Origin of the sequence: Nonomuraea jabiensis (genome assembly GCF_014204795.1) — a bacterium.
Classification (GTDB): domain Bacteria; phylum Actinomycetota; class Actinomycetes; order Streptosporangiales; family Streptosporangiaceae; genus Nonomuraea; species Nonomuraea jabiensis.
On the sequence record NZ_JACHMB010000001.1, the window covers coordinates 3511167 to 3536037 of the forward strand.

At 69.3% G+C, this 24871-nt stretch carries 30 protein-coding genes; 24 read left to right on the forward strand and 6 right to left on the reverse strand.

Features of this window, described 5'->3' with window-relative positions; all coding sequences use genetic code 11:
* Positions 1-13 precede the first annotated feature (13 nt).
* Positions 14-643, forward strand: a complete 630-nt coding sequence (locus tag HD596_RS15805; RefSeq protein ID WP_185069969.1) for a bifunctional DNA primase/polymerase — start codon at positions 14-16, stop codon at positions 641-643.
* A gap of 2 nt (positions 644-645) precedes the next feature.
* Here the strand turns inward: HD596_RS15805 and HD596_RS15810 are convergent, their stop codons facing one another.
* Both HD596_RS15810 and HD596_RS15815 read right to left on the reverse strand, forming a co-directional pair.
* Complete coding sequence (locus tag HD596_RS15810) at positions 646-1053, reverse strand: PIN domain nuclease (protein WP_221519346.1); 408 nt, start codon at positions 1051-1053, stop codon at positions 646-648.
* Positions 1053-1286: a type II toxin-antitoxin system VapB family antitoxin gene (locus HD596_RS15815; protein WP_185069970.1), complete on the reverse strand. Its 234-nt coding sequence runs from the start codon at positions 1284-1286 to the stop codon at positions 1053-1055. Before HD596_RS15815 ends, HD596_RS15810 begins: the two co-directional genes overlap by 1 nt.
* A gap of 97 nt (positions 1287-1383) precedes the next feature.
* Here HD596_RS15815 and hemL point away from each other — a divergent pair, with 97 nt between their 5' ends.
* A complete protein-coding gene (hemL, locus tag HD596_RS15820; protein ID WP_185069971.1) occupies positions 1384-2673 on the forward strand; it encodes a glutamate-1-semialdehyde 2,1-aminomutase in 1290 nt (429 codons plus the stop codon).
* Here hemL and HD596_RS15825 read toward each other — a convergent pair.
* The gene (locus tag HD596_RS15825) at positions 2670-2855 is read right to left on the reverse strand and encodes a hypothetical protein (RefSeq protein ID WP_185069972.1); all 186 of its coding nucleotides are present in this window, start codon (positions 2853-2855) and stop codon (positions 2670-2672) included. The two genes, hemL and HD596_RS15825, sit on opposite strands and share 4 nt — an antisense overlap.
* A gap of 226 nt (positions 2856-3081) precedes the next feature.
* Here HD596_RS15825 and HD596_RS15830 point away from each other — a divergent pair, with 226 nt between their 5' ends.
* The 6 genes from HD596_RS15830 to ccsB all read left to right on the forward strand — a co-directional run bounded on the left by HD596_RS15830 (position 3082) and on the right by ccsB (position 8553).
* Positions 3082-4002: a LysR family transcriptional regulator gene (locus tag HD596_RS15830; protein ID WP_185069973.1), complete on the forward strand. Its 921-nt coding sequence runs from the start codon at positions 3082-3084 to the stop codon at positions 4000-4002.
* A 54-nt stretch (positions 4003-4056) separates the two neighbouring features.
* A complete protein-coding gene (locus tag HD596_RS15835; RefSeq protein ID WP_185069974.1) occupies positions 4057-4695 on the forward strand; it encodes a histidine phosphatase family protein in 639 nt (212 codons plus the stop codon).
* A gap of 71 nt (positions 4696-4766) precedes the next feature.
* Complete coding sequence (locus HD596_RS15840) at positions 4767-5333, forward strand: TlpA family protein disulfide reductase (protein WP_313044198.1); 567 nt, start codon at positions 4767-4769, stop codon at positions 5331-5333.
* A complete protein-coding gene (locus HD596_RS15845; protein WP_185069976.1) occupies positions 5326-6048 on the forward strand; it encodes a cytochrome c biogenesis CcdA family protein in 723 nt (240 codons plus the stop codon). Before HD596_RS15840 ends, HD596_RS15845 begins: the two co-directional genes overlap by 8 nt.
* Positions 6048-7607, forward strand: coding sequence for a cytochrome c biogenesis protein ResB (gene resB / locus HD596_RS15850; RefSeq protein ID WP_185069977.1), 1560 nt, complete (start codon positions 6048-6050; stop codon positions 7605-7607). Before HD596_RS15845 ends, resB begins: the two co-directional genes overlap by 1 nt.
* On the forward strand, positions 7597-8553 hold the full coding sequence (gene ccsB / locus HD596_RS15855; RefSeq protein ID WP_185069978.1) for a c-type cytochrome biogenesis protein CcsB: 957 nt from the start codon (positions 7597-7599) through the stop codon (positions 8551-8553). The genes resB and ccsB overlap by 11 nt, the downstream gene beginning before the upstream one ends.
* A 5-nt stretch (positions 8554-8558) precedes the next feature.
* On the opposite strand, the gene HD596_RS15860 is transcribed toward ccsB, so the two are convergent.
* Entirely contained in the window at positions 8559-8849 is a 291-nt protein-coding gene (locus HD596_RS15860; RefSeq protein WP_185069979.1) for a PLD nuclease N-terminal domain-containing protein, read from the reverse strand.
* A gap of 414 nt (positions 8850-9263) precedes the next feature.
* Between HD596_RS15860 and HD596_RS15865 the strand changes: the two genes are divergently transcribed.
* The gene (locus HD596_RS15865) at positions 9264-10046 is read left to right on the forward strand and encodes a hypothetical protein (RefSeq protein ID WP_246554481.1); all 783 of its coding nucleotides are present in this window, start codon (positions 9264-9266) and stop codon (positions 10044-10046) included.
* A gap of 10 nt (positions 10047-10056) precedes the next feature.
* Positions 10057-10299, forward strand: coding sequence for a hypothetical protein (locus HD596_RS15870; RefSeq protein ID WP_185069981.1), 243 nt, complete (start codon positions 10057-10059; stop codon positions 10297-10299).
* Positions 10300-10436: 137 nt separating this feature from the next.
* Here the strand turns inward: HD596_RS15870 and HD596_RS15875 are convergent, their stop codons facing one another.
* Positions 10437-10658, reverse strand: a complete 222-nt coding sequence (locus HD596_RS15875) for a BldC family transcriptional regulator (RefSeq protein WP_026214226.1) — start codon at positions 10656-10658, stop codon at positions 10437-10439.
* Positions 10659-10915: 257 nt separating this feature from the next.
* On the opposite strand from HD596_RS15875, the gene HD596_RS15880 reads away from it, so the two are divergent.
* A complete protein-coding gene (locus HD596_RS15880) occupies positions 10916-11134 on the forward strand; it encodes a DUF4229 domain-containing protein (protein ID WP_185069982.1) in 219 nt (72 codons plus the stop codon).
* Here HD596_RS15880 and HD596_RS15885 read toward each other — a convergent pair.
* The gene (locus HD596_RS15885; RefSeq protein WP_185069983.1) at positions 11131-12336 is read right to left on the reverse strand and encodes a delta-60 repeat domain-containing protein; all 1206 of its coding nucleotides are present in this window, start codon (positions 12334-12336) and stop codon (positions 11131-11133) included. The genes HD596_RS15880 and HD596_RS15885 overlap by 4 nt on opposite strands.
* Before the next feature lie 106 nt (positions 12337-12442).
* Here HD596_RS15885 and HD596_RS15890 point away from each other — a divergent pair, with 106 nt between their 5' ends.
* The 13 genes from HD596_RS15890 (at position 12443) to nuoK (ending at position 24821) form a co-directional block, all read left to right on the forward strand.
* Positions 12443-13159, forward strand: a complete 717-nt coding sequence (locus HD596_RS15890; protein WP_185069984.1) for a demethylmenaquinone methyltransferase — start codon at positions 12443-12445, stop codon at positions 13157-13159.
* A 165-nt stretch (positions 13160-13324) separates the two neighbouring features.
* A complete protein-coding gene (locus HD596_RS15895; protein WP_185069985.1) occupies positions 13325-14578 on the forward strand; it encodes a geranylgeranyl reductase family protein in 1254 nt (417 codons plus the stop codon).
* Positions 14579-14642: 64 nt separating this feature from the next.
* Positions 14643-15038, forward strand: a complete 396-nt coding sequence (locus tag HD596_RS15900; protein WP_185069986.1) for an NADH-quinone oxidoreductase subunit A — start codon at positions 14643-14645, stop codon at positions 15036-15038.
* 2 nt (positions 15039-15040) lie between these two features.
* On the forward strand, positions 15041-15592 hold the full coding sequence (locus HD596_RS15905; protein ID WP_185069987.1) for a NuoB/complex I 20 kDa subunit family protein: 552 nt from the start codon (positions 15041-15043) through the stop codon (positions 15590-15592).
* Positions 15589-16293 carry an NADH-quinone oxidoreductase subunit C gene (locus tag HD596_RS15910; RefSeq protein ID WP_185069988.1) on the forward strand — a complete coding sequence of 235 codons (705 nt, stop codon included), beginning with the start codon at positions 15589-15591 and terminating at the stop codon, positions 16291-16293. The genes HD596_RS15905 and HD596_RS15910 overlap by 4 nt, the downstream gene beginning before the upstream one ends.
* On the forward strand, positions 16290-17615 hold the full coding sequence (locus tag HD596_RS15915; protein WP_185069989.1) for an NADH-quinone oxidoreductase subunit D: 1326 nt from the start codon (positions 16290-16292) through the stop codon (positions 17613-17615). Before HD596_RS15910 ends, HD596_RS15915 begins: the two co-directional genes overlap by 4 nt.
* Positions 17612-18268, forward strand: a complete 657-nt coding sequence (gene nuoE / locus HD596_RS15920) for an NADH-quinone oxidoreductase subunit NuoE (RefSeq protein ID WP_185069990.1) — start codon at positions 17612-17614, stop codon at positions 18266-18268. Before HD596_RS15915 ends, nuoE begins: the two co-directional genes overlap by 4 nt.
* On the forward strand, positions 18265-19554 hold the full coding sequence (nuoF, locus tag HD596_RS15925; RefSeq protein ID WP_185069991.1) for an NADH-quinone oxidoreductase subunit NuoF: 1290 nt from the start codon (positions 18265-18267) through the stop codon (positions 19552-19554). Before nuoE ends, nuoF begins: the two co-directional genes overlap by 4 nt.
* On the forward strand, positions 19551-21926 hold the full coding sequence (locus HD596_RS15930; protein WP_185069992.1) for an NADH-quinone oxidoreductase subunit G: 2376 nt from the start codon (positions 19551-19553) through the stop codon (positions 21924-21926). The genes nuoF and HD596_RS15930 overlap by 4 nt, the downstream gene beginning before the upstream one ends.
* The gene (gene nuoH / locus HD596_RS15935) at positions 21923-23224 is read left to right on the forward strand and encodes an NADH-quinone oxidoreductase subunit NuoH (protein ID WP_185069993.1); all 1302 of its coding nucleotides are present in this window, start codon (positions 21923-21925) and stop codon (positions 23222-23224) included. Before HD596_RS15930 ends, nuoH begins: the two co-directional genes overlap by 4 nt.
* Entirely contained in the window at positions 23211-23726 is a 516-nt protein-coding gene (nuoI, locus tag HD596_RS15940; protein ID WP_185069994.1) for an NADH-quinone oxidoreductase subunit NuoI, read from the forward strand. Before nuoH ends, nuoI begins: the two co-directional genes overlap by 14 nt.
* On the forward strand, positions 23719-24528 hold the full coding sequence (locus tag HD596_RS15945) for an NADH-quinone oxidoreductase subunit J (protein ID WP_185069995.1): 810 nt from the start codon (positions 23719-23721) through the stop codon (positions 24526-24528). Before nuoI ends, HD596_RS15945 begins: the two co-directional genes overlap by 8 nt.
* Positions 24525-24821: an NADH-quinone oxidoreductase subunit NuoK gene (nuoK, locus tag HD596_RS15950; protein WP_185069996.1), complete on the forward strand. Its 297-nt coding sequence runs from the start codon at positions 24525-24527 to the stop codon at positions 24819-24821. Before HD596_RS15945 ends, nuoK begins: the two co-directional genes overlap by 4 nt.
* Positions 24822-24871: the final 50 nt, after the last annotated feature.

A 24871-nucleotide genomic window follows, 5' to 3' on the forward strand; every position in this document is an offset into this window, starting at 1 on the left:
ACGGGAGACACCAATGGTGGGGGTACCACTGGCTCGGCGTACCAGAAAACGGTCACGGCCGACACGCATCGGCACCGTGCTCGAATACGCCGCCATGGGGTGGCCCGTCGTGCCGGGCGCCTATCCGCTGCGTCACGGGCCGCGCGCCTGCTCCTGTGACCGCGTCGGCTGTCCCGACCCGGGTGCCCATCCGCTCTCGCCCGCCTGGCACCTGCAGGCCACGACGGACACGGCGCTGCTGACGCGCTGGTGGCAGGCCGAGCCCGAGGCCAACGTGATCCTGCCCACCGGACGCGTGTTCGACGTCTTCGACGTACCGCTCGCCCTCGGCCTGTCGGCCCTCACCCGGATCGACAACGCCGGAGCACACCCAGGCCCGGTCGCCGCCAACGGCGACCGGGTCTTGTTCTACGTGGCCACGCGGGGCAATCCGGAGGACGAGGACGAGTGGTGGTCGTGCCAGCTCGACTGCGACCCCGCCACGATCGACGACACGCCGGGGCTGCGGTGGCACTGCCGCGACAGCTACGTCCTCGCGCCCCCTTCGGCCCTGCCCACGGGGCAGCCCGTCTCCTGGCTCCGGCCGCCGAACGGCCAGCCGCTGCCCGACCCGCTGCGCATCCTGGAGTGGCTGGCCGACTGAGGTCAGAACCGGCGGATGTCGCGCTGGTCCACTTCTGTCATGATCTTCGCTACCGTGGCGAAGTCATCGTCGACGTGCAGCACCGTGAGCCCGTGGTGCACGGCGGTGGCGCACACAAGCAGATCGACTGCTCCCGCCGAGCGGTGTTGGCCGTGCTGTGTCAGCTTGTACTGCGCGTTCTCCACCCACCGCCAGGCGGATTTCGGGACGGGCGCGAGCTCGCAGAGGGAGTTGAGGTCCTCCGCCAGTTCGTCCCTGTGGGCAGGGCCGGTGGCCGAGTAGAGGAACTCCGTTCTGGTCGGCTCGCAGATCCGCAGCGGCTGCGTGGTGATGCGGTCACCCCACTTCTCGAGCACATCTGCGTTTCGCAGGATGTACCACAGCGCCGAGGTGTCGATGAGATAGGACATCAGGTGATGGCCTGTTTCCAGGCCGCCTTCGCCGCCTGGTGAGCGGCCGCGGCCTCGTCGAACTCGCCACGCTGGGCGCGGGCGGCGAGCCTCTCCAGCGCCTCGATCCGCTTGACCCGTGCGACATACTCCCGGAGGGCGAGGTTGACGGTGTCCTTCTTCGTCGTCGTCCCCATCATGCGCATGGCCTCTTTGAGGGCGTTGTCATCAATGTCGATCTGGGTGACTGACACGCTTCCTCCTGATGTTGGTAACCCTTAAAGGTTACATACATGACCACTATAAGTCCCGGCCGGGGAGCCGGGGGCTGTCCCGGCTAACCTGGGTCGGGTGAGCCGTACACAGAACTCCGAGGACCTGTTCGCCCGCGCCCGCCAGATCGTGCCCGGGGGTGTCAACTCGCCGGTGCGCGCGTTCGGCGCCGTCGGCGGGACACCGCGCTTCATGGTCTCCGGCCAGGGCCCCTACATCACCGACGTCGACGGCAACCGGTACGTCGACCTCGTGTGCTCCTGGGGCCCCATGATCCTCGGGCACCGGCACCCCGCAGTCGTCGAGGCCGTGTCCGGGGCGGTGGCTCACGGGTTCTCCTACGGCACCGCCACCCCCGGTGAGGTGGAGCTGGCCGAGGAGATCGTGGCCAGGGTGGCGCCGGTCGAGAAGGTGCGGCTGGTCAGCTCGGGCACCGAGGCGACGATGAGCGCGGTGCGGCTGGCCAGGGGGTTCACCGGGCGGTCGAAGGTGATCAAGTTCGCCGGGTGCTACCACGGGCACGTCGACGCGCTGCTGGCCGCGGCCGGGTCCGGGGTGGCGACGTTCGGGCTCCCCGACACGCCGGGCGTGACGGGGGCGTCGGCGGCGGACACGATCGTGCTGCCGTACAACTCCATCGAGGCCGTCGAGGCGGCCTTCGCGGAGGCCGAGATCGCGTGCGTGATCACCGAGGCGTGCCCGGCGAACATGGGGATCGTCCCGCCCAAGGACGGGTTCAACGCGCGCCTGCGCGAGCTGTGCACGGCCCACGGCGCGCTGCTCATCGTCGACGAGGTGCTGACCGGGTTCCGCGTCTCGCCCGCGGGCTGGTACGGCCTGCAGCCGGTGGAGGCCGACCTGATGACGTTCGGGAAGGTCATGGGCGGCGGCCTGCCCGCCGCGGCCTTCGGGGGACGGGCCGAGGTGATGGCCCTGCTCGCGCCCGAGGGGCCCGTCTATCAGGCGGGGACGCTGTCCGGCAACCCGCTGGCCTGCGCGGCCGGCCTGGCCACGCTGCGGGCCCTGGACGCCGGGGCCTACGAGCGGGTGGACGCCGCCGCCCTCGCCGTCGGCGACGCGGCCTCCGAGGCGCTGTCGGCCGCCGGGGTGCCGCACCGGCTGCAGCGGGCGGGCAACCTGTTCTCGATCTTCTTCACGGACGCCGAGGTGACGAACTTCGCCGAGGCCAAGACGCAGGACACCGCCGCGTTCACCGCGTTCTTCCACGCGATGCTCGACCAGGGCGTCTATCTGCCGCCGTCGGCGTACGAGGCCTGGTTCCTGTCGGCCTCCCACGACGAGGAGGCGCTGGGCCGCGTGGCCGAGGCGCTGCCGGCGGCGGCGAAGGCGGCTGCCGCCGTCCTCTAGGGGGTGGTGGGAGCGAGGGGGCCCGGCACTTCGAAGTCGAGCGCGATCAGGGCCAGGCCGCCGAAGGCGACGCCCGGCCCGAGCACGCGACGGGCGGTGAGCCGCTCCGCCACCTCTGCGACCCAGCGCCACGGGACTTCCCGGCGGCCGGCGGACAGCGGGGCGGGGGACGCCGCGACCATGACCGCGGCTGCGGTGGCGAGGGTGAGGTGGCGGGGCCTCAGTCAGCGAGCGGGCTTCTGGTAGCGGATGCGCTGCTCGCGGGCCTGCTCGGCGAGGACCTTGAGGTAGGAAACGGAGCTGGGCTGCTGCTTCTTCGTCTTAAGGATTCTCATGCATCTATTTTCATCCGCTACACATTCAACGACAAGCGAGACTTTCTACGCTAAACCATTTAGGATGACTTACATGTTGGACTTGAACCGGCTCAAGGCCCTTCACGCAGTCCATGTGTACGGGTCGGTCGGCGCGGCGGCCGACGCCCTCATGGTCACGCCCTCCGCGGTCTCCCAGCAGATCGCCAAGCTGGAGCGCGAGACCGGCGCCAGGCTCATGGAGCGCAACGGGCGCGGCGTGCGACTCACGGACGCGGCCGGCCTCCTGGCCGAGCACGCCGAGCGCATCCTCGCCCTGGTCGAGACCGCCGAGGCGGACTTCGAGGCGCTGCGCGGCGAGGTCGTCGGCCGGCTCAACATCGCGGCCTTCCCCACCGCCGTGCGCGGCCTCATGCCCGGTGCGCTCGTCTCGCTCCGGGAGCGCCACCCCGACCTGTGGGTCCAGCTCAGCGAGCGCGAGCCGGAGCGGGTGGTGCGCGAGGTGTCCAGGGGCGAGCTCGACCTGGGCGTCATCCAGGACTGGCTCAACCGGCCCATGGCCCTGCCCGAGGGCCTGTCCAGGGCCACGCTGCTCGACGACGTGGCCGACATCGCGGTGCCCGCCGACCACCCGCTGGCCCACAACAGGGAGCTGGAGCTCGCCCAGCTGCGCGACGACCACTGGATCAGCGGGTCCCCCGGCACCGTCTGCCACGACTGGCTCGTCTTCACGCTGCGCAACGCCTCGGTGGAGCCCGTGATCGCGTGCATGGCCGACGAGTACCCGACCCAGCTCGCGCTGGTGGCGGGCGGGCTGGGGTGCGCGATCGTGCCGCGGCTCGGCCGCGACTGCGTGCCGGACGGCGTGCGGCTCGTGCCGATCATGCCGCGCCAGACGCGGCGCATCTACGCCGTGTGGCGCACGGACGCGGCCCGCCGTCCCGCGATCAGGGCCATGGTGGAGGCGCTGGCCGAGGCGAGCAGGAAGCAGGAGAACGCCTGGGCCGTAAACTGATCCGCCGGGGCTCACGCTGCTCATGGAGGGGGAGCGGATAGGCTGTGGCACACCATGGCTGAAACCACCGTCGTCCACCTGCTGCGCCACGGCGAGGTGCACAATCCCGCCGGCGTCCTGTACGGCAGGCTCCCGGGCTACCACCTGTCCGAGACGGGAAAGCTCATGGCCGAGACGGTCGCCAAGGCCGTGGGCGGCCGCGACATCGTCGCCATCTACAGCTCCCCGCTCGAGCGCGCCCTGGAGACCGCGGCGCCCCTCGCCGACAAGCTCGGCCTCGACATCGTCCAGGACGAGCGCCTGATCGAGGCGGGCAACCTGCTCCAAGGCCGCCCGGTCGGCCAGGGCCTGGCGATCCTGCGAAACCCGCGCAACTACCGCTATTTCTACAATCCGCTGCGCCCGTCCTGGGGCGAGCCGTACCCGGTGATCGTCAGGCGCATGAAGTCGGTGATCGACGACGCCAGGGCGGCGGCACGCGGGCACGAGGTGGTGCTCGTCAGCCACCAGCTCCCCATCTGGACGATCAGGTCGGCCGCCGAGGGCCGCCGGCTCTGGCACGACCCGCGGCGCAGGCAGTGCGCGCTGGCCAGCCTCACCACCCTCACCTTCGACGGCGACCGCCTCGTCAGCATCGGCTACAGCGAGCCCGCGGGGTCACTTCAGACCGGTCCGTCCGTTCCCGGGGCCTGATGTCCGGAGCGAGGGGGCTCGCCGGTAGAGTTGCAAGCTCTACCGGTTGTAGTACAAGGAGATCTTCCTCCGTGCGCGCCAAGTCCATCTCTCTCGTCCTCCTGGGTCTGCTGGTCGCGGGCTGCGCGGGCAACCAGGGCGGCCAGCCGCAGGCCGGCGACACCCGTTTCGTCGCCGGCGACGGGAAGATGCAGGTGTTCGACGCGGGCGAGCGCAAGGCCGCGCCCGCGATCGAGGGGCCGACCCTCGACGGGGCCACCGCCTCGCTGGCCGCGCACAAGGGCAAGGTCGTGGTGATCAACTTCTGGGCGTCGTGGTGCGGGCCGTGCCGGGCGGAGGCGCCGGTGCTCAAGGAGGTCGCGGCCAAGACCAAGGCCGGCGGCGTGGAGTTCATCGGCGTCGACTTCAAGGACCGCCAGGCCGACGCGCTGGCGTTCGAACGCACCGAGAAGACCGGCTACCCGCACATCTTCGACCAGCCGGGCAAGGTCGCGCTGGCCTTCCAGGGCACGGTGCCGCCGGCGGCCATCCCGTCCACCCTGATCATCGACAAGCAGGGCAGGATCGCCGCCAGGGCGCTCGGCGCGGTCAAGTACACCGACCTGCTCAACACCGTGACCAAGGTGCGCGATGAGTGACGTCGTGGCCTCGGGCTCGCTGCTGCTCGCGGTGCCGATCGCGGTGCTGGCCGGGGTCGTGTCGTTCCTGTCGCCGTGCGTGCTGCCGCTGGTGCCCGGCTACCTGTCGTACGTGACCGGCATGAGCGCCGACCCCAAGCGGGGGCGGCTCGTGCTGGGGACGGTGCTGTTCGTGGCCGGGTTCGGGCTGGTGTTCGTGCTCAGCGGGGCGCTGTTCGGCGGGCTCGGCGCGGTCGTGCTGGGCCACATCGAGATCATCACGCGCGTGCTCGGGGTGCTGACCATCCTGCTCGGGCTCGCGTTCCTGGGGCTCGTCCCCGGGCTGATGCGCGACGTGCGCATCCACAAGGTGCCCGCCGCCGGGCTGGCCGGGGCGCCGCTGCTCGGCGTGGTGTTCGGGCTGGGGTGGACGCCGTGCATCGGGCCCACGCTGGCCGTCGTGCTGGCGCTCGGGCTCAACGAGGGCAGCGCCGCGCGTGGCGCCCTCCTGGCCGTCGCGTACGCGCTGGGCCTCGGGCTGCCGTTCGTGGGCGCGGCGCTCGCGTACAGCAGGGCCCTGCGCACGTTCCGGGCCATCCGCAAGCACTCGCGCCTGATCACCAGGATCGGCGGCGGCATGATGGTGGCCGTCGGGGTGCTGCTCGTGACCGGGCTGTGGGGAGAGATGATCGCTGCCATGCAGGGCCTCATCGGCGGATTCGTACCGGTGATCTGATGAGCGTCAAGGAGCTGGAGAAGGAGCGGGCGCCGCAGCAGGCGGGGTTCGGGCTGGTCGCCTGGCTGCGGTGGGGCTGGCGCACGCTCACCTCGATGAAGACGGCGCTGATCCTGCTCTTCCTGCTCGCGCTCGCCTCGGTGCCGGGCTCTCTGGTGCCGCAGCGCGGCGTCGACCCCGACAAGGTGGCGCAGCTCTACGACAAGAGCCCCACGCTGGCCGAGTGGTACGACAGGTTCCAGCTCTTCGAGGTGTTCACCTCGGTCTGGTTCGCGGCGATCTACCTGCTGCTGTTCACCTCGCTGATCGGCTGCATCATCCCGCGCACCGCCACCTACCTGCGCGAGGTGCGCCGCAAGCCGCCCGCCGCGCCGAAGAACCTGTCCCGCCTGCCGCACTTCGCCTCTTTCGAGGGCGATCTGCAGGTCGACCGGGCCGCCGCGCGGCTGCGCAAGCTGCGCTTCCGCGTCGTGACCGGCGACGGGTGGGTGTCGGCCGAGAAGGGCTACCTGCGCGAGACCGGAAACCTCTTCTTCCACGTCGCACTGATGGGCATCCTGCTCGCGGTCGGCTTCGGCTCCCTGTTCGGCTACCGCGGCAACGTCCTGGTCGTCGAGGGCGACGGGTTCGCCAACACGGTGGCCGCCTACGACCGGTTCATCCCCGGCAGCCAGGTCTCGGCCGAGTCGCTGGAGCCGTTCTCCTTCCAGCTGGAGGACTTCAAGGTCGCCTACCAGGTGACGGGGGAGAAGCGGGGCCAGGCGCTCGACTACACGGCCCGCCTGAAGGTCAACGACTCGCCGGGGTCGCCCGCCCGCGACTACGACCTCAAGGTCAACGACCCGCTGGAGATCAACGGCACGCAGACGTACCTGATCGGCAACGGCTACGCCCCCGTCTTCAGGGTCACCGACGGCAAGGGGCAGGTCGCCTTCGAGGGCCCGGTGCCGTGCCTCATCGAGGCCAAGGCCACGATGACCTCGGGATGCGTGGTCAAGGTGCCCGACGCGCAGCCGTCGCAGCTGGGGTTCCTGCTGCAGTTCCTGCCCACCAGCGTGCCGCTCACGGACGGCACGTACGCCTCGGCCTTCCCCGGCGAGCTCAACCCCGAGGTGCAGCTCGTCGGGGCCTTCAGCGGCGACCTGGGGCTGCGCTCCGGCCGGCCGCAGTCGGTGTACGAGCTCGCGCCGCCCGACCTCATGAAGAAGCTCACCCCGCTGATAATGGGCAAGAGCGTGCCCAAGCCCCTCGCGGTCGGCCAGTCGATCGACCTGCCCAAGGGGGCCGGCAAGCTGGAGTTCACCGGGGTCAAGCAGTGGATCACGCTCCAGACGGCCTACGACCCCGGGCGCATGCCCGTGCTGATCGCCGCCGCCACGGCCGTCGTCGCCATCGCGCTGTCGCTGATGATCCGCCGCCGCAGGGTGTTCGTGCGGCTCGGGAACGGCGTGGTCGAGGTGGGCGGCCTGACCCGTACAGAGGGCTCCGCGGCGGGCTTCGCCGAGGAGTTCGCCGACATCGTCAAGCTTCTATCCGCAGGAGAAAAGGATGTCCGCTGAGCAACTCGCGGAGCTGAGCGACCTTTTCGTCGTCGCCGCCGTTCTGCTCTACTTCTTCGCCATGCTCGGGTTCGCGATCGAGCTGGCCTTCGGCAGGTCCCGGACGGGCAAGGCGGCCGCCGTCGAGCGGTCCGAGGTCAAACAGCCGGTCGCGGTCGGAGCGGGTGGGGGGCCTTCAGCCGACGGCGTGGTCGCCGACGCCGCCGAGGCCAAGGAGCCGTCAGGCGGGGCGACCAGGGCCGGCAAGGTGGCCCTGGTGCTCGCCTGGGTCGGCTGGGCGGCCAACCTCGCCGCCATCGCCACCCGCGGCATGGCCGTGGACCGGTGGCCGTGGGGCAACATGTACGAGTTCGTGGTGGCCATCTGCTTCGCCGCCGTGACCGCGTTCCTCGGCACCCAGATCCGCTACAACGTGCGCTTCCTCGGCGCCTTCGTGATGGTCACGGCGGCCCTCGGGCTCGGCCTGGCGGTCAAGTTCTTCTACACGGCGGCCGGGCCGGTCGTGCCCGCGCTGGACTCGTACTGGATCGCCATCCACGTCACCGCCGCGATCATCGCCAGCGGCCTGTTCACGCTGGCCGGCGTCGCCGGGGTGCTCTACCTGGTGCGCGGCGACGGCATGTCGCGCCTGCCCTCGCGGGCCGACCTGGAGCGGGTGGCGCACCGGGCGATCGTGTTCTCGTTCCCGCTGTGGACGTTCGCGGTGATCGCGGGCGCGCTCTGGGCCGACCGGGCGTGGGGCCGCTACTGGGGCTGGGACCCCAAGGAGGTCTGGTCGTTCATCACCTGGGTGGCCTACGCCGCCTACCTGCACGCCAAGGTGACGGCCGGCTGGCGGGGCAGGGCCGCGACGATCGTGCAGCTGGTGGCGTTCGCCTGCCTGATGTTCAACCTGATCGGTGTCAACGTCTTCATCAGCGGCCTGCACAGCTACGCCGACGTCTGATCGGCTCAGACGTCGTCGCCACGCATGCGGCGGTCGAGGTCGCGCAGGAAGTCGGGGTCGTCGTCCGGCCCCTTGGGCATGCCCGGACCCGGGGGCACCGGCCACGCGGCGCGCGGGGCCCGCGGGCGACCGCGCGCCATCCAGACGAGACCGCCGAGCACCGGGATCAGGACGACGATCAGGATCCACAGGGCCTTTGGTACGTTCCGAACCTCATCTTCCGGTGCGGTGACCACGTCGAACAGCGAGAACAGCCAGAAGACCAGCAGCGCCAGGCCGATCAGTACACCTGCCATTCCTGAACTGTAAGCCATCCGCGACGTGATCGTGCTTCCCGATGTCCCGTTTCAGGTGACTAGGGGAAGACATGCGTCGTACCGTGGATGCCGATGCGGCGAAGTCGCCGGACTCCACGGGCGTTGAGAGGTGCGATGGCCTTTTCTGACTCCAAGGCGTCTGGTGACAAGGGCCGGCATCGCCGCGGCCGTTGGTGGCGGCGCGGGTCGTACCTCTTCTCGCGGCGCGGCGAGGCGCCCCCCGACGCCGAGCGCTCCGTCTGGTTCAACGCCCGTGAGAAGCCCTTTGAGAGCCGCGCGGAGGCCAAGGCACGTAAGAACCGCGGACGGGGGGCCGAGGTGCCCAGAGGCCGGCCTGGGCCATCCGGAGAGCGCGAGACGACGAGATGGCCGGGGGACGAGCGGGGTGAGCGGATGGCGTGGCCGGGTGACGAGGTACGACGGCCCTCCCAGACGAGCTGGGACGGGTTCTCGTTACGCGAGCGCGGCGAGCGCCTGCCCGCCGCGGTGGTCGAACGCCCCCGCTACACGTGGTACGACTTCGAGCTCGACGACCAGCCCAGGGCCCAGCCCAACCGGCCCGGCATCCCGTCCATGGGCGACGGCCTGCGCCACTGCGGCAAGCTGGAGTCCATCCTGCACCGCCAGTGGGACGCCAGGCAGGGCCCGCCGTCGGCGGACGTCGTACGCGCCGTGGAGAGCCTCGCCCGCCTGCCGGAGCGGCTGAAGGAGAAGCTCGCGGCCGGGCTGGAGGGCATCTACGTCGGCCGCGGCGGCGTCCCGGACCTCGACGACATGGGCTACTTACGCGGCGCCCCGCTCCCGTCGGGCCGCGCCACCTGGGACATCTGCGCGGGCGCGTACGGCGACCGCAAGATCGTCGTGGGTGACCGCCCGTCACCGACCCCGGACGTGATGATGCACGAGGTCGGCCACGCCATCGACGACATCGACTCGGCGTACGGCGGCTGGGTCTCCGACTCGCCGGAGTTCGTCCGCCTCTACGACACGGCCATGCCGCTGCTGGCCTCGACCTTCCACCGCCAGGGCGGGGGGCTCGGCCGCAAGGAGTTCTTCGCCGACGCCTTCGCCGCCATCGCCTCCCGCCAGCGTCCGGCCCTCGTGGACATGCTCGGGGGAGACACGCGGATGGCGCTGGACATCATGCTCTTCTTCAACCGGCGCTACGGAATCTAGGTGATCGGACATGTACGTCATCCGGCTCGCGGACGGGACCCTGCGCGTGCCGCAGAGCCTGACCAGCGAAGACGGGCGTCTGATCGGGAACGCGTACGTCGAGGTGCAGCCCGGCGATCCGGACTACGAGCAGTGGTTGCCGGAGGCGCTGACGGAGGAGGAGCTGGCCGAGCGCCGCAACCAGTGGGAGAAGGAGAACGACGAACTGGAGCGTGAGTTCCTGGCCTTCAAGGCGCGGCAGGAGGACGCCTGAGGGGAACGGACAGGCGCCAGCCACGGTCGGCGGTTGGCGCCGCCCCATGCTGCCGGACGGAAGTGTGGCCGGAAAGCACGCGAACAGTGGATCGCGCCGGCGGTGATCCTGCCGTCGCAGGATCACCGTCTGCACGGTCAGACGCGCGGGGACTCACCTGCCGGCCTGTCGGCCGTCAAAACGTCCTCGCCTCGTAGAAGGGCGTGCACTTCCGACTCGCGGAACCGCCGATGCCCTCCGGGGGTGCGGATACTGCTGATGCGGCCTGCCGCAGCCCAGCGTGTAACCGTCTTTGGGTCTACCCGGAAGAGGGCGGCAACCTCTCCTGGGGTCAGCAGACGCTCGCTGCTACTCTCCACCAATCTCTCCCCCTCGCATCCCGCTTCCTGCCAGCGGGCGGACAGGTAACCAGTGTGTCGAGCGAAGCCTGATTTATCCGTGGTTTTCTGCAAAGATCACGGGTTGTTATCAGCTGACTGCCCGATTGTTATATGATAGAGCCTCTTTGGGGCTCTCGTGGGTGTTTCTTTACGAAACTCCCTGACTGGGAACAGTAGCATCGCTCGCGTTCGATGCGAAGAGCGACCGGTCCACGGGTCCGAGTAACCTCGAACCTGTGCCTCCTGTTCTCGTTTACACACTGTCGCGCATCGGCATCTTTGCGGTCACTCTCGGGGTGCTGTGGCTGCTCGGCCTGCAAAACCCGCTGGTGCTGATCGCCGCATCTTTCTTGATCAGCGGCATAGCGAGCTACGTCCTGCTCAGCAAGCAGCGTGATGCCGTGAGCGAGCGCATCAGCAACAAGATCGACCGGCCGAAGCCGCAAGACGACTAGGGCAGGGGGAACATGCCAATCCGGGCATGGTACTCCCGTCCGAGTCGGGTTGTGTCGCTACCGACAAGTAGTCCACTGTGATGCGCGTAAAACGCCTTCACGCCGATGCCGCGCTCCCGTGTGGGATTCCAACTGAGGGCCATTCCCGTAGTCGGATGAATGGCGCCGATCCCCGGGCGTGAGACCGCTCCCGGGCCGGCGGAGTCCCGGCCCTGCGGATTGTTCAGCCAGCGCTGATGCCCGCCGACGTAGACCGCCGCGCCCGTCACCGAAACCGCGTAGAGCGAGTCGCCCCCGGTGGCGTTCACCCAGGTCGGCTTGATGGTGGCGCCCTTGGTGTACGTCTCGAACCGGGCGGCCGTGTCGCACATCCCGCCCCTGGGCCCGCCCGTGGTGACGACCGCGAAATAGTGGCCGTCGGGCGAGAAATCCAGGCCGCGCACGTACGACGGGAACGCGCTCATGCACGGTCGCGCGTACGCCTCGGTCCGCCAGGGCGCGAGCCTGGCGGTGGGGCCGCTGATGTCGATGAGCCCGAGCTGCGGCCTGGACCGGCCGTCGAGCGTGGTGAACGAGCCGTCCACGGCGAGCCGGTAGCGGGTGGCGGCGATCGCGTAGACCTTCACCCTGGGCGTCAGCGACGCTCCCGGCGTGATGCCGAACGCCGGGTCGGCCGCGCCCGTCGTCGCGTCGATCCTGGCCAGCGCGGTGCGCGGGCTGGTGAAGTCGCCGCCCACGTAGAGCTTGGAGCCCTGCCTGGCCAGCGTGGAGACCATGCCGCCGCCGATGCGCGGCGCGAAGCCGGTCACCAGCGAGCCGTCGGAGAGCTTGAGCCTGGCCAGCGACCTGGCGGGGGAGTCGTTGACGCCGATGAACTCGCCGCCGACGTAGACGGTGCCCTGGTCGCCGGCGGCCAGGCCGTACACGGGGCCCGGGACGATCGGCGCGAAGTCCGGCAGGACGCGGCCGGTGGCCAGGTCGTAGGCGAAGAGATTGGAGCGCGGGTAGGCGGTCGTGCGGGCGGCGTCGCTCACCTCGCTGAACGAGCCGCCGACCACGACGGTGTCGCCGACGACCGTGATCGCGTTGACGATGCCGTCGAGCACGTGGGGGGTGCTGTCTACCGGGTCGGCCGAGACGACGCGGAAATGCGCCGTGGGTGCCGAGGCGATGAGCGCCGCAAGGGCGACACGGGCAAGCATTCGCCAAGTTTTAGCAGACGTTCAGTAGTCTCGCTGCTACTTTCCGTTAAATGTCGTGTTCATGGCCCCGGGTACGGGCCCGGAGGGCCTCCCATAGTCTTGGCCTATGACGCGCGCTCAGTTGGACAAACAGCCGGACGAGGTCGCCGCGATGTTCGATCGCACCGCCCGGCGCTACGACCTCGTCAATGACGTGATCTCCCTCGGGCAGGTCAGGATGTGGCGCAAGGCGGTGGCCGCGGCTGTCGACGCGGGCCCCGGGGAGCTCGTGCTCGACCTGGGCGCCGGCACCGGCACGTCCACCGACGCGTTCACCACGCTGGGCGCGCGGGCCATCGCGTCCGACTTCTCGCTGGGCATGCTCCGCACCGGCGTGCGCCGCCACGGCGGCAACGCGCTGTCGGGAGAAGGGGTGCCCTTCATCGCCGGCGACGCGCTGCGGCTGCCGTTCGCCGACGACGCGTTCGACGCGGTGACGATCTCGGTGGCGCTGCGCAACGTGCACGACACCGGGCAGGCGCTGCGGGAGATGCTGCGCGTCACCAGGCCGGGCGGCCGGCTGGTGATCTTGGAGTTCTCCCACGTGACGTTCGGGCCCTTCGATCTCGTCTACCGCGAATATCTGATGAAGCTGCTGCCAAAAGTGGCCAAGGTGTTCGGCTCGAATGACGATTCCTATGAATATCTGGCGGAGTCGATCCGGGATTGGCCCGACCAGCGCACGCTGGCCCGGACCATTCAGGACGCCGGCTGGGAGCGGGTCGCCTGGCGCAATCTCACGATGGGCATCGTCGCCCTGCACAGAGGGTTCAAGCCGGCGTGAGACCACACGCGACACACCGTTCCTCTTGGATCACAGAACAGCACCCCGACTGCCACTATGTACTGGAAAAGCAGTAGACTGCGGGCCGACAAGTTTGTGAAGGGGTTCACAAAGGAACGAAGGCAGCACACACCCCCAAGGCCTTCGAGCGTGTAGGACAGGACAGTGACCGTGCCAACAGCCACGAAGGCTGACGCTGACGTCATCGTCGTCGGCGCCGGTCCCGCCGGTTCCGCAACCGCCTTTTACCTCGCTCAGGCCGGACTCGACGTCCTGCTCCTGGAGAAGACCAGGTTCCCCCGCGAGAAGGTCTGCGGCGACGGCCTGACGCCGCGGGCGGTCAAGCAGTTGCTCAACATGGGCGTCGACATCGACGCTCCCGGCTGGATCAGGAACAAGGGGCTGCGCGTCGTCGGCGGCGGCCTCCGCTTCGACCTCGACTGGCCCCAGCTCGAGCGCTTCCCCGACTTCGGGCTCGTACGCACCCGCCAGGACTTCGACCAGATCGTCGCCGCCAACGCGGTCAAGAACGGCGTACGCCTGATGGAGGGCGTGACCGTCACGGGGCCCGTCCTCGACGACCGCAGCGGCCACATCGTCGGCGTGACGACCAAGGACGGCCGCGAATACCGCAGCCGCGTGGTGGTGGCCGCCGACGGCAACAGCACCCGCCTGGCCCTGGGCATGGGGCTGCACAAGCGCGAGGACCGCCCGATGGGCGTGGCGGTGCGGACGTACTTCGAAAGCCCGCGCCACGACGACGACTACCTCGAGATCTGGCTGGAACTGTGGGCGCAGGAGAAGCTGCTGCCCGGCTACGGCTGGATCTTCGGCGTCGGCGACGGCACCGCCAACGTGGGCCTCGGCCTGCTCAACACCAGCGCGCAGTTCAAGAACATCGACTACCGGGACCTGCTGCGGACCTGGTGCGAGGCCATGCCCCCCGAGTGGGAGTTCACCGAGGAGAACATGACGGCCCCCATCCGCGGCGCCGCGCTCCCCATGGCCTTCAACCGGCAGCCGCACTACACGCGGGGCCTGGTGCTCGTGGGCGACTCGGGCGGGTCGATCAACCCGTTCAACGGCGAGGGCATCGCCTACGCCATGGAGACCGGCGAGATAGCCGCGGAGGTCATCGTCAAGGCCCTCAGGGGCACGACCCCCGCGGAGCAGGAACGCACTCTGAGGACCTATCCTCAAGTGCTGAAGGACGCCTACGGCGGTTACTTCACCCTGGGCAGGCTGTTCGTCGAGCTCATCGGAAAGCCGGGCGTGATGAGCTTCGGCACCAGGCACGGTCTGCCTCACCCGAGGCTGATGCGCTTCGCCATCAAACTCCTTGGTAATCTCACCGACCGGCGAGGCGATGCGTCAGACATGATCATTAACGCTCTCTCGAAGGTCGCCCCACCAGCATGAATCTCAGAACTGACAGATCCGGCTGCGCGCCCGCGCGCGCGGCGACTCCAGAGGAGGCGTAGCGATGGACCTTTACGTGCCCATCCTGGTGCTCGCCGTTCTCGCGGGGGGCTTCGCGATCTTCTCGGTCGCCATCGCTCCCTTCACCGGCCCCAAGCGCTGGAACCGCGCGAAGCTTGACGCCTATGAATGCGGCATCGAGCCGACGCCCCAGCCTGTCGGTGGTGGACGGTTCCCGCTCAAGTACATGGTCACCGCGATGCTCTTCATCGTGTTCGACATCGAGATCATCTTCCTCTACCCATGGGCGGTCTCGTTCGCGCCGCAGACGAACGACGCCGGCCAGGTGCTCAGCTCCGGCCTGGGGCTGTTCGCTCTCGTGGAGATGGTGCTGTTCATCGTCACCGTGCTCGTCGCCTATGCGTACGTGTGGCGCCGCAAGGGTCTGGACTGGGACTGAAAATGGGACTTGAAGAGAAACTCCCCAGCGGGTTCATCCTCAGCACGGTCGAGGCGGCCGCCGGATGGGCGCGCAAGAACTCCGTGTGGCCCGCCACATTCGGCCTCGCGTGCTGTGCCATCGAGCTGATGGCCACCGGCGGCCCCCACTACGACCTGGCGCGCTTCGGCATGGAGCGCGCTTCGGCGTCTCCTCGGCAGGCCGACCTCATGATCGTCGCCGGTCGCGTCTCGCAGAAGATGGCCCCCGTGCTGCGGCAGATCTACGACCAGATGGCCGAGCCGAAGTGGGTCATCTCCATGGGCGTGTGCGCCTCCAGCGGCGGCATGTTCAACAACTACGCGATCGTGCAGGGCGTCGACCATGTCGTGCCCGTCGACATCTACCTGCCGGGCTGCCCGCCGCGGCCCGAGATGCTGATCGACGCGATCGTGAAGCTCCACGACAAGATCCAGAACATGAAGTTCGGCGCCCACCGCGCCAAGCAGATCGAGGAGCTCGAGCTGCAGGCGCTGCGGCCGCTGCCGCTGATCGACCAGGGAGCCTCGAAGTGACCTCGCCCGACAACCTCCCCGGCAGCCCGGAAAGCGGTGAGACGCCCGAGGCCGCGGTTCCCGCCGTCCCCGAGGCGCCGATCGCCCGCCGCGGCATGTTCGGCGCCCAGGACTCCGGCGACACCTCCGGCTACGGCGGCCTCGTCGTGCGCCGGGCGCCGCAGCTGTCCACGCCCCGCCCGTACGGCGGCTACTTCGACGAGGTCGTCGACGCCCTGGCGCTCGACGACGCCATCGAGCGCGTGGTCGTCGACCGCGGCGAGCTGACCCTGCACGTCAAGCGGGACCGGCTGGTCGAGGTCTGCCAGAAGCTGCGCGACGACCCGGCCCTGCGCTTCGAGCTCTCGCTGGGCGTCACCGGCGTGCACTACCCGCACCTGACGGGCGAGGAGCTGCACGCGGTCATCCACCTGTGCTCGATCACCTACAACCGCCGCGTACGCGTCGAGGCCAGCGCCCCCGACTCCGACCCGCACATTCCATCGACCGTGGGCGTTTACCCTGGTCACGACTGGCATGAGCGTGAGGCGTACGACTTCTTCGGGATCATCTTCGACGGTCACCCCGCGCTCACCCGGATCATGATGCCGGACGACTGGGACGGCCACCCCCAGCGCAAGGACTACCCGCTCGGCGGCATCCCGGTCGAATACCGCGGCGCCACCATCCCCGCGCCCGACCAGAGGAGGAGCTACTCGTGAGCACCGCTTATGACGAGGCGACCGAGGGCAAGGTCTATTCGGTCAACGGCGGCGACTGGGACGAGGTCGTCACCGGAGCCCGCGACACCGAAGAAGAGCGCCTGGTCGTCAACATGGGCCCGCAGCACCCGTCCACGCACGGCGTGCTCCGCCTGGTCCTGACCCTCGACGGCGAGACGGTGACCGAGGCGCGCAGCGTCATCGGCTACCTGCACACCGGCATCGAGAAGAACATGGAATACCGGACGTGGACCCAGGGCACCACGTTCGTGACCCGCATGGACTACCTCTCGCCGATCTTCAACGAGACCGCCTACTGCCTGGGCGTGGAGAAGCTGCTCGGCGTCGAGGACCGCATCCCGGACCGGGCGCAGGCCATCCGCGTGATGATGATGGAGCTCAACCGGATCTCCTCGCACCTGGTCGCGATGGGCACGTTCGGCATGGAGCTGGGCGCGACCACGCCGTTCCTCTTCGGCTACCGCGACCGCGAGATGATCATGGATCTCTTCGAGTACATCACCGGTCTGCGCATGAACCACGCCTACATCAGGCCGGGCGGCGTGAGCGTCGACCTGCCCGCGGGCGCGGTCGACAAGGTCGGCGAGTTCCTCAAGGAGATGCCCAAGCGGATCAAGGACATCCGCAAGCTCCTCGACGCCAACCCGGTCTACCTGCGCCGCACCAAGGACGTGGCCTACCTCGACCTGACCGGCTGCATGGCCCTGGGCATCACCGGCCCGATCATGCGCGCCGCCGGGCTCCCGTGGGACCTGCGCAAGTCGCAGCCCTACTGCGGCTACGAGACGTACGAGTTCGACGTCGCCACCGAGCGCGGCTGCGACGTCTACTCGCGCTACCTCGTGCGCATGAAGGAGATGGAAGAGTCCCTCAAGATCATTGAGCAGGCGCTCGACCGCATCGCCGGCCCGCTCAAGGGCGACCCCGTGATGATCGAGGACAAGAAGATCGGCTGGCCCGCGCAGCTCGCGCTCGGCCCCGACGGGTTCGGCAACTCGCCCGACCACATCGCCCACATCATGGGCACCTCGATGGAAGCGCTCATCCACCACTTCAAGCTGGTGACCGAGGGCTTCCGGGTGCCGGCCGGGCAGGCGTACGCCAGCATCGAGTCGCCCAAGGGCGAGCTCGGCGCCCACGTGGTCAGCGACGGCGGCACCCGCCCCTACCGCGTGCACTTCCGCGAGCCGTCCTTCTGCAACCTGCAGGGTTTCCCCGCGATGGCAGAGGGCGGCCAGGTCGCCGACGTGATCGCCGCGGTGGCTTCTATCGACCCCGTCATGGGAGGTGTGGACCGGTGACTTACTCACCGGAGATCCGTGAGCGTCTTGAGCGGGACGCCAAGGAGATCATCGGGCGTTACCCGAAGACGCGCTCCGCACTGCTGCCGCTGCTCCACCTCGTGCAGTCGGAGGACGGCTACGTCTCCGACGACGGGCAGGAGTTCTGCGCGGAGATGCTGGGCATCAGCAAGGCCGAGGTCACCGGCGTCGCGACCTTCTACACGATGTACAAGCGCAAGCCCGCCGGCGACTACCACGTCGGCGTGTGCATCAACGCGCTGTGCGCGGTCATGGGCGGCGACCAGATCTGGGAGGAGCTGTCCGAGCACGTCGGCGTCGGCCACGAGGAGACGACCTCCGACGGCAAGATCTCGCTGGAGCGCCTGGAGTGCAACGCGGCCTGCGACTTCGCCCCCGTCATGATGGTCAACTGGGAGTTCTTCGACAACCAGACCCCCGAGTCGGCCAAGCAGCTCGTCGACGACCTGCGTGACGGCAAGGACGTGCGGCCGACCCGCGGCCCGAAGAAGCTCTGCAGCTTCAAGGACGCCTCGCGCGTGCTCGCCGGCCTGCCCGACGACCTGGCGGGCGACGGCCCGTCGGCCGCCGGCGCCTCGCTGGAGGGCCTGAAGGTCGCCAAGGCCAACGGATGGAAGGCCCCCGAGGCATGAGCACGACTCTGACACCGGTCCTGACCGCGAACTGGGACCAGCCCAACTCCTTCACCATCGACGTCTACGGCGAGTACGAGGCGGCGAAGAAGGCGCTGGCCATGGAGCCCGACGCGGTCATCCAGGCCGTCAAGGACTCGGGCCTGCGCGGCCGCGGCGGCGCGGGCTTCCCCACCGGCATGAAGTGGGGCTTCATCCCGCAGGGCGACGGCAAGCCGCACTATCTCGTCGTCAACGCCGACGAGTCGGAGCCGGGCACCTGCAAGGACATCCCGCTGATGATGGCCAACCCGCACGCGCTGGTCGAGGGCATCATCATCACGTCCTACGCGATCCGGGCCAACCACGCCTTCATCTACGTGCGCGGCGAGGTGCTCCACGTGATCCGGCGGCTGCACGCGGCCGTGCGGGAGGCGTACGAGAAGGGCTACCTCGGCACCGACATCCTCGGCTCCGGCTACGACCTCGAGCTGGTCGTGCACAGCGGCGCCGGCGCGTACATCTGCGGCGAGGAGACGGCGCTGCTCGACTCGCTGGAGGGCTTCAGAGGTCAACCGCGACTCAAGCCCCCGTTCCCCGCCGTGGCGGGCCTGTACGCCTCGCCGACTGTCGTGAACAACGTCGAGTCGATCGCCAGTGTTCCCTCGATCATCGGCAACGGCGCCGACTGGTTCGCCGGGATGGGCACCGAGAAGTCCAAGGGCTTCGGCATCTTCTCGCTGAGCGGCCACGTCACCCGGCCCGGCCAGTACGAGGCGCCGCTCGGCATCACGCTGCGCGAGCTCCTCGACATGGCGGGCGGCATCAGGGCCGGCCACCAGATCAAGTTCTGGACCCCGGGCGGCTCCTCCACGCCGATCTTCACCGACGAGCACCTCGACGTGCCGCTCGACTTCGAGGCGGTCGGCGCCAAGGGCTCGATGCTCGGCACCCGCGCCCTGCAGATCTTCGACGAGACCACCTGCGTGGTCCGCACGGTGCTGCGCTGGACCGAGTTCTACGCCCACGAGTCCTGCGGCAAGTGCACGCCCTGCCGCGAGGGCACGTACTGGCTCAAGCAGGTGCTCAAGCGCCTGGAGAAGGGCCAGGGCACCGAGGACGACCTGGCCACGATCACCGACATCGCGGACAACATCCTCGGACGTTCGTTCTGCGCTCTGGGCGACGGCGCGACCAGCCCGATCCACTCCTCGGTGAAGTACTTCCGCGAGGAGTACCTCAAGCACTTCGAGATCGGCGGCTGTCCGTTCGACCCGAAGAAGTCCACTCTCTGGGGTGAGCAGTGACTGTCGTAGAGACCGAGACGAACCTGGTGACCCTGACCATCGACGGGTTCCAGGTCAGCGTGCCCAAGGGCACCTTGATCATCCGGGCCGCCGAGCTCCTGGGCATCCAGATCCCCAGGTTCTGCGACCACCCGCTGCTCGACCCGGCGGCCAACTGCCGCCAGTGCCTGGTCGACATCCCCGACGCGGGCAACGGCCGCGGCTTCCCCAAGCCGCAGCCGTCGTGCGCGATCGAGGTCGCCGAGGGCATGGTCGTGCAGACGCAGCTCACCTCGCCGGTCGCCGAGAAGGCGCAGCGCGGGGCCATGGAGCTGCTGCTCATGAACCACCCGCTCGACTGCCCGGTCTGCGACAAGGGCGGCGAGTGCCCCCTGCAGAACCAGGCCATGTCCAACGGCCAGGGCGAGTCCAGGTTCCAGGAGCAGAAGCGGACCTTCCCCAAGCCGCTGCCGCTGTCGACGCAGGTGCTGCTCGACCGCGAGCGCTGCGTCCAGTGCGCCCGGTGCATCCGCTTCTCCGACCAGATCGCCGGCGACCCGCTCATCGAGTTCTTCGAGCGCGGGGCCAAGGAGCAGGTGCGCACCGCCGAGGGCAAGCCGTTCAACTCCTACTTCTCCGGCAACACGGTGCAGATCTGCCCGGTCGGCGCGCTGACCGGCGCCGCCTACCGGTTCCGGGCCCGCCCGTTCGACCTGGTCTCCACGCCGAGCGCGTGCGAGCACTGCGCCGCCGGCTGCGCCCAGCGCACCGACCACCGGCGCGGCCGGGTCACCCGCCGCCTGGCGGGCAACGACCCGCAGGTCAACGAGGAGTGGAACTGCGACAAGGGCCGCTGGGCCTTCACCTACGCCCAGCAGCCCGACCGGCTGAAGACGCCGCTGGTCCGCAACGAGGAGGGCGTGCTCGTGCCCGCCTCGTGGCCGGAGGCGCTGGCGGTGGCCGCCGAGGGCCTGGCCAAGGCCCGCGGCAAGGCCGGCGTGCTGGTCGGCGGCCGGGTCACGGTCGAGGACTCCTACGCGTACGCCAAGTTCGCCCGCCTGGCCCTGGCCAGCAACGACATCGACTTCCGCGCCCGGCCGCACTCCGCCGAGGAGGCGCAGTTCCTGGCCCACGCGGTGGCCGGCAAGGGCATCGAGGTCAGCTACACCGACCTCGAGAACGCCCCCCACGTGCTGCTCGTCGGGTTCGAGCCCGAGGAGGAGTCGCCGATCGTCTTCCTGCGCCTGCGCAAGGCGTGGCAGAAGAAGGGCCTCAAGGTCACCTCGGTCGCCCCGTTCGCCTCGCCCGGCCTGGTCAAGATGGGCGGCACGCTCATCCGCACCGCGCCCGGCGCCGAGGCCGACGCGATCGGCGACCTGGTCGGCACGCTGGCCGAGGGCACGATCGTGCTCGCCGGCGAGCGCCTGGCCACGGTGCCCGGCGCCCTGTCCGCTGTGGTGCGGCTCGCCAACGCCTCCGGCGCCAGGCTCGCCTGGGTGCCGCGCAGGGCGGGCGAGCGCGGCGCGGTCGAGGCCGGCGCGCTGCCCAACCTGCTGCCGATCGGCCGCCCGGTCGACGACGAGACCGCCAGGGCCGAAGTGGCCAGGGCGTGGAACGTGGCCTCGCTGCCCGCCACTCCCGGCCGCGACACGACCGGCATCCTGGAGGCCGCCCGCGCCGGCGAGCTGGACGCGCTGGTCGTGGCCGGCGTCGACCCCTACGATCTGGCGGACCCGGCGGCGGCGCTCGACGCGCTCGAGCACACGCCGTTCATCGTCAGCCTGGAGATCCGCGCCAGCGCCGTCACCGACCGCGCCGACGTGGTCCTGCCCGTCGCCGCGGTGCAGGAGAAGGGCGGCACGTTCGTCAACTGGGAGGGCAGGGGCCGCTCGTTCGAGGCGCCGCTGAGGGTGCCCGGCCTGCAGAGCGACCTGGCCGTGATCGGCAACCTGGCCGACCGGATGGACGTCCACCTGGGCCTGCCGGACGCCAAGGCCGCCAGGCGGGAGCTGTCCGGCCTGGGCGCCTGGCGCGGCAGCCGCGTCACCGCCCCGCACACCGCCACTCGAGCCCAGGTCGCCCCGGCGGCCGGCGAGGCGCTGCTGGCGACCTGGCACCTGCTGCTCGACGAGGGCAGGCTGCAGGACGGCGAGCCGTACCTGGCGGGCACCGCCCGCGCCGCCGAGGCGCTGGTCTCCGAGAGCACGGCGGCCGAGCTCGGGGTCGCGGACGGCGACAAGCTCGTCGTCGGCGACACCGTCACCCTGCCGGTGCGCGTCGCCGACCTGCCGGACCGGGTCGTCTGGGTGCCTGCGAACTCCGGCGGCTGCTCGGTCACCCGTGACCTGCACGCGGTGGCCGGCGACATCGTCACCATCGGGAGCGCCTCATGACCCACGTTCTCGCGGCCGATCCCACCCTCGCCGACTTCGGCAAGGACCCGCTGTGGATCACGATCATCAAGGCCGTGCTGCTGTTCGTCTTCCTGATGCTGGGCATCCTGTTCGGCGTCTGGTTCGAGCGCAAGCTGATCTCGCGGATGCAGAACCGGTACGGGCCCAACCGGGCCGGTAAGTTCGGCCTCCTGCAATCGGTGGCCGACGGCCTGAAGATGGGTCTGAAGGAGGACCTGTTCCCGCGGACCGTGGACCGGGTGCTCTACCTGCTGGCCCCGGTCATCATGGTGATCCCGGCGTTCCTGGCCTTCTCGATCGTGCCTTTCGCGGGGATGGTGAACCTGTTCGGCGTGCAGACGCCGCTGCAGCTGGTCGACCTGCCGGTGGCGGTGCTGTTCATGCTGGCCATGGGCGCGGTGTCGGTCTACGGCGTGGTGCTGGCCGGATGGTCGTCGCGCTCGCCGTACGCGCTGCTGGGCGGTCTGCGGAGCGCGGCGCAGGTGGTCTCGTACGAGATCGCCATGGGCCTGTCGTTCGTGGCCATCTTCCTGTTCGCCGGGACGCTGTCCACCTCGGAGATCGTCAAGGCGCAGGGCGAGACCTGGTTCGTGTTCCTGCTGATCCCGTCGTTCCTGATCTACGTGATCTGCATGTTCGGCGAGGCCGCGCGTATCCCGTTCGACCTGCCCGAAGGCGAGGGCGAGCTGGTCGGAGGCTTCCAGACCGAGTACTCCTCGTCGCTGAAGTTCGCCCTGATCATGATGGGCGAATACCTGCACACCTTCACCGCCTCCGGCATAGCCGTGACGCTGTTCCTCGGCGGCTGGCGGGCGCCGATCCCGATCTCCTGGTGGGAGGGCGCCAACCAGGGCTACTGGCCGGTGCTGTGGTTCCTCATCAAGTTCGTGCTCACCTTCAGCTTCATCATCTGGGTGCGGGCCTCGCTGCCGCGCGTGCGCTACGACCAGCTCATGTCGCTGGGCTGGAAGGTGCTGATCCCCGTCAACCTGGCGTGGATCCTGCTCGTGGCCGGCGTGCGCAGCGTGATGCTCAACGAGGAGTCCCGGATGATCGCCCTCGGCGTGACCGGGGTCGTCGTGATCGGCGCGCTGGCCATCTGGATGCGGTTCGACACCGTCAACCAGCGGCGCAAGGAGGCCCAGAAGGCCCAGGTCGAGGCCGAGTTCGAGGAACTGTCCGAAGAGCCGACGGCAGGTGGCTTCCCGGTGCCGCCGCTCGATCTGCCGCACTACCACGGGGTGCAGCACAAGGAGATTCCCAGTGGGACTAACTGATTGGCTGAACCCCGTCAAGGGCTTCGGGGTCACCTTCCACACCATGTTCAAGAAGCCCGTCACGACGAACTACCCGGAGGAGAAGAAGCCGACGGCTCCTCGCTTCCACGGGCGTCACCAGCTCAACCGCTGGCCTGACGGGCTGGAGAAGTGCGTCGGCTGCGAGCTGTGCGCCTGGGCGTGTCCGGCCGACGCGATCTACGTCGAGGGCGCGGACAACACCGACGAGGAGCGGTTCTCGCCGGGTGAGCGTTACGGGCGCACGTACCAGATCAACTATCTGCGGTGCATCCTCTGCGGTCTGTGCATCGAGGCCTGCCCGACCCGGGCGCTCACCATGACCAACGAGTACGAGCTCGCCGACACCTCCCGAGAGAGCCTCATCTTCACCAAGGAGATGCTGCTCGCGCCGCTGACACAGGGCATGGAGCAGCCGCCGCACCCCATGCGGCTCGGTGAGACCGAAGAGGACTACTACCGGCTGGGGCGGACCAATGGGTGAGACCATCACGTTCTGGGTGCTCGCCGTCGTGTCCGTCGGCGCCGCGCTCGGCATGGTCTTCAACAGGAAGGCCGTGTACTCCGCGCTGATGCTCGGCACGGTGATGCTCAGCCTCGCGGTCCTGTACGCCGTGCAGGACGCGCCCTTCCTGGCCGCGGTGCAGATCATCGTCTACACCGGCGCGATCATGATGCTGTTCCTGTTCGTGCTCATGCTGGTGGGCGTCGACTCCTCCGACTCCTTCGTCGAGACGCTGAAGGGCCAGCGCTTCTGGGCCTCCATCGCGGCTCTCGGCTTCCTGGTGCTGATCGTCGTGGCCTTCGGCAACGCGATCTTCGCCGATCAGGCGGGGCTGGCGCAGGCCACGGCGCAGGGCGGCTACATCCGCTCGATCGCGCTGCTGCTGTTCACCAAGTACGTGTTCGCGTTCGAGATCACCTCGGCGCTGCTGATCACGGCGGCGCTGGGCGCGATGGTGCTGGCGCACCGCGAGCGGCTCACCGAGAAGCCGACGCAGAAGGACCTGGCCCGCGCCAGGTTCCTCGGTGACCAGCCGTCGCCGCTGCCGGGCCCCGGCACCTACGCCAGGAGCAACGCCATCGACATGCCGGCGCTGCTGCCCGACGGGTCGGTCGCCCCGTCCTCGGTCAACCGCTACATCGCCCGCTACGACGTGGAGCACGGCCACCTGCCGGCCGACCCGAAGCTCGCCGAGGCCATCAAGCACACGGCTGAGGAAGACGCCGAGGAGCGCGCCATCGAGCGGGATGACAGCGAGCAGAACAATGAGGTGACCAAGTGACGACGCACTACCTCGTCCTGTCCGGCCTGCTGTTCGCCATCGGCGCTCTGGGCGTGCTGATCCGGCGCAACGCCATCGTGGTGTTCATGTGCGTGGAGCTCATGCTCAACGCCTGCAACCTCGCCTTCGTCACCTTCTCCAGGCAGGTCGGCAACCTGGAAGGCCAGATCATCGCGTTCTTCGTGATGGTGGTGGCCGCGGCCGAGGTCGTGGTCGGCCTGGCAATCATCGTGACGATCTTCCGAACCCGCAGGTCCGCGTCGGTCGACGACGCGAACCTGCTGAAGTACTAAGAGGTGACTGGTGGAATCTCCTGTTGAGATCATCCAGCACACCGGCGGCG

Excerpts from the sequence above, each read along its gene's own strand:
- HD596_RS15835 (WP_185069974.1), top strand. The coding sequence starts at position 4,057 with ATGGCTGAAACCACCGTCGTCCACCTGCTGCGCCACGGCGAGGTGCAC.
- HD596_RS15845 (WP_185069976.1), top strand. The coding sequence starts at position 5,326 with ATGAGTGACGTCGTGGCCTCGGGCTCGCTGCTGCTCGCGGTGCCGATC.
- HD596_RS15830 (WP_185069973.1), top strand. The coding sequence starts at position 3,082 with ATGTTGGACTTGAACCGGCTCAAGGCCCTTCACGCAGTCCATGTGTAC.
- HD596_RS15825 (WP_185069972.1), bottom strand. The coding sequence starts at position 2,855 with ATGGTCGCGGCGTCCCCCGCCCCGCTGTCCGCCGGCCGCCGGGAAGTC.
- HD596_RS15870 (WP_185069981.1), top strand. The coding sequence starts at position 10,057 with ATGTACGTCATCCGGCTCGCGGACGGGACCCTGCGCGTGCCGCAGAGC.
- HD596_RS15945 (WP_185069995.1), top strand. The coding sequence starts at position 23,719 with ATGGGTGAGACCATCACGTTCTGGGTGCTCGCCGTCGTGTCCGTCGGC.
- HD596_RS15865 (WP_246554481.1), top strand. The coding sequence starts at position 9,264 with ATGGCGTGGCCGGGTGACGAGGTACGACGGCCCTCCCAGACGAGCTGG.
- HD596_RS15860 (WP_185069979.1), bottom strand. The coding sequence starts at position 8,849 with ATGGCAGGTGTACTGATCGGCCTGGCGCTGCTGGTCTTCTGGCTGTTC.
- nuoF (WP_185069991.1), top strand. The coding sequence starts at position 18,265 with ATGAGCACGACTCTGACACCGGTCCTGACCGCGAACTGGGACCAGCCC.
- HD596_RS15900 (WP_185069986.1), top strand. The coding sequence starts at position 14,643 with ATGGACCTTTACGTGCCCATCCTGGTGCTCGCCGTTCTCGCGGGGGGC.
- HD596_RS15885 (WP_185069983.1), bottom strand. The coding sequence starts at position 12,336 with ATGCTTGCCCGTGTCGCCCTTGCGGCGCTCATCGCCTCGGCACCCACG.
- HD596_RS15805 (WP_185069969.1), top strand. The coding sequence starts at position 14 with ATGGTGGGGGTACCACTGGCTCGGCGTACCAGAAAACGGTCACGGCCG.
- nuoH (WP_185069993.1), top strand. The coding sequence starts at position 21,923 with ATGACCCACGTTCTCGCGGCCGATCCCACCCTCGCCGACTTCGGCAAG.
- HD596_RS15810 (WP_221519346.1), bottom strand. The coding sequence starts at position 1,053 with ATGTCCTATCTCATCGACACCTCGGCGCTGTGGTACATCCTGCGAAAC.
- resB (WP_185069977.1), top strand. The coding sequence starts at position 6,048 with ATGAGCGTCAAGGAGCTGGAGAAGGAGCGGGCGCCGCAGCAGGCGGGG.
- ccsB (WP_185069978.1), top strand. The coding sequence starts at position 7,597 with ATGTCCGCTGAGCAACTCGCGGAGCTGAGCGACCTTTTCGTCGTCGCC.
- HD596_RS15890 (WP_185069984.1), top strand. The coding sequence starts at position 12,443 with ATGACGCGCGCTCAGTTGGACAAACAGCCGGACGAGGTCGCCGCGATG.
- HD596_RS15905 (WP_185069987.1), top strand. The coding sequence starts at position 15,041 with ATGGGACTTGAAGAGAAACTCCCCAGCGGGTTCATCCTCAGCACGGTC.